Origin of the sequence: Protofrankia sp. CiP1_Cm_nod2, assembly GCF_920664355.1 — a bacterium.
In the GTDB taxonomy this organism is placed as follows: domain Bacteria; phylum Actinomycetota; class Actinomycetes; order Frankiales; family Frankiaceae; genus Protofrankia.
Genome location: NZ_CAKKTL010000114.1, coordinates 13,312 through 15,431 on the forward strand (window position 1 = coordinate 13,312; position 2,120 = coordinate 15,431).

The following is a 2,120-nucleotide window of genomic DNA, read 5'->3' on the forward strand; positions in this document are numbered from 1 at the left end:
GGCCACGACCACGCCTGCAACCACGATCACCCCTGAGGCCATAAACATGACTAAAAAAGACAAAACCGGACGAAATGGCATCCTGGACCTCGGCCCAGTGCCTTTCTGAGCCCGTCGCGCCTTCCCAGGGCACCTGCTTCTTCCGGCCCGGACAGGTGGAAGCCGGACACCGCGCTCCCCCGGGAAGCCTGACCGCAGGCGAACGCGTGCCGGTAGCGCTGGATCCGGACATGTGAGCTTGGACGCCGTACTGGGAGCGACGGTCGGAACGCGCGCCGGGAAGCCGTCTCGAAACGTCCATCAGCGACCGCAGTGGAAACGACCAGGAAAGCCCAACCGCCGTGGAAACGGCCAGAAGGCCGCTGCGGGAGCTGCCAGGAACACTGCGGAGCCCGTCAGAAACCGCTGCGGGAGCTACCGGAAACCACCGCGGGATCCGTCAGGACCGTTGCGGGAGCTACCAGGGAGCGCTGTGATGACCGTCAGGAACCACTATGGGAGCTGTCAGGAGCCGCCGTGGGAGAGGAACTCCGCGTAGAACAGGCCGAGGCCGAACGCCACGGCCAGGCCGGAGACGATCCAGAAGCGGATGATGACCGTGGTCTCGGGCCACTCTGCCAGCTCGAAGTGATGATGGATCGGCGCCATGTTGAAGACACGCTTCCGGGTGGCCTTGAAGAAGGCAACCTGAAGGATCACCGACAGCGTCTCGACGACGAACAGCCCGCCGAGGACGAACAGCAGCAGCTCCGTCCGGCTGACGATGGCGATGCTCGCGAACGCGCCACCGAGAGCCAGGGAGCCGGTGTCGCCCATGAATATCTTCGCGGGGCTGGCGTTCCACCACAGGAAACCGAAACAGGCGCCCATGGCCGCCGCCGCCACCAGCGCGACGTCGAGCGGGTCCCGGACCAGGTAGCATCCCGGGCCGCCGGCGCCCGGCTCGCACAGGTTGCCGAACTGCCAGAAGGAGATCACCACGTAGGCGCCGAACACCATCGCCGAGGTGCCGGCGGCCAGCCCGTCCAGCCCGTCGGTGAGGTTCACCGCGTTCGACGTCGCCGCGATGATGATCCAGGCCAGCAGGGGGAAGCCGACCAGGCCGATCGAGATGTCGGTGTCCCGGACGATCGAGACGAACGTCGACCCCGGCAGCAGCCCTTCGGCGTTCTTGAAACGGACGGCCAGCAGCCCGAACGCCAGCGCCACCGCGGCCTGCCCGGCGAACTTGGTGCGGGCGGTGAGCCCGAGGCTACGCTGCTTACGGATCTTGATGTAGTCGTCGAGGAAGCCGACCACGCCAAGACCGGTCATGACCATCAGGACGAGCAGCCCGGACGCGGTGAAGCCCTTCATCGTGACGATATGCGCGATGAAGTACCCGGCCAGCGTCGCGAGGATGATGACCGTCCCGCCCATGGTGGGCGTGCCCCGCTTGGTGAGGTGGCTGGACGGCCCGTCCTCACGGATCTCCTGACCGTAACCCTGCCGGCGGAACAGCCGGATCACCGATGGTGTCCCCAGCAGCGACACCACAAGGGCCACCATCGCGGCGACCAGTACACCTCTCACCCGTTCGCACCCCACTCGCCGGGTGCGGCGCCCAGGGGTGGTGTGACACCCAGGGAGACAGCACCCGACGTCAACTCGCTCGCGACCCGCTCCAACCCGAATGCGCGGGATGCCTTGACCAGTACCACATCGCCCGGTACCAGCCGCTCCCGCAGCAGCGTGCACGCCTGCTCGACGTCGGCGACCCACACCGACTCCCCCGACCAGGAGCCCTCCAGCGACGCTCCGAGATGTATCCGGCGCGCCCGCGCGCCGACCGCCACCAGCTGCTCCACCCCGAGGCGGACGACAAGCCGGCCGAGGGCGTCGTGCTCGTCGTCGGCGCTCACGCCGAGCTCCTCCATGCCGCCGAGGACCGCCCAGGCCCGCCGGCCGCCCCGGCTGAGGTCGACCAGCGTCTTCAACGCGGCCCGCATGGACTCGGGGTTGGCGTTGTAGGCGTCGTTGACAACGGTGACGCCGGTGTCGGTCACCGTCACCTCCATCCGCCAGCGGCTGCGCGCCCGGGCCCGGGACAGCACCTCGGCCGTCCGCGCGGGCGACAGGCC

Annotated in this window: 2 protein-coding genes; both read right to left on the reverse strand. The window is 68.3% G+C overall.

Going from position 1 to position 2,120, the window contains the following annotated elements; genetic code table 11:
- Window positions 1-504 precede the first annotated feature (504 nt).
- Complete coding sequence (mraY, locus tag NBW84_RS13970; protein ID WP_250285165.1) at window positions 505-1,572, reverse strand: phospho-N-acetylmuramoyl-pentapeptide-transferase; 1,068 nt, start codon at window positions 1,570-1,572, stop codon at window positions 505-507.
- Window positions 1,569-2,120 (reverse strand): glutamate ligase domain-containing protein (locus tag NBW84_RS13975; RefSeq protein WP_445548713.1); only part of this gene is annotated, 552 nt, incomplete at its 5' end. The genes mraY and NBW84_RS13975, both read right to left, overlap by 4 nt.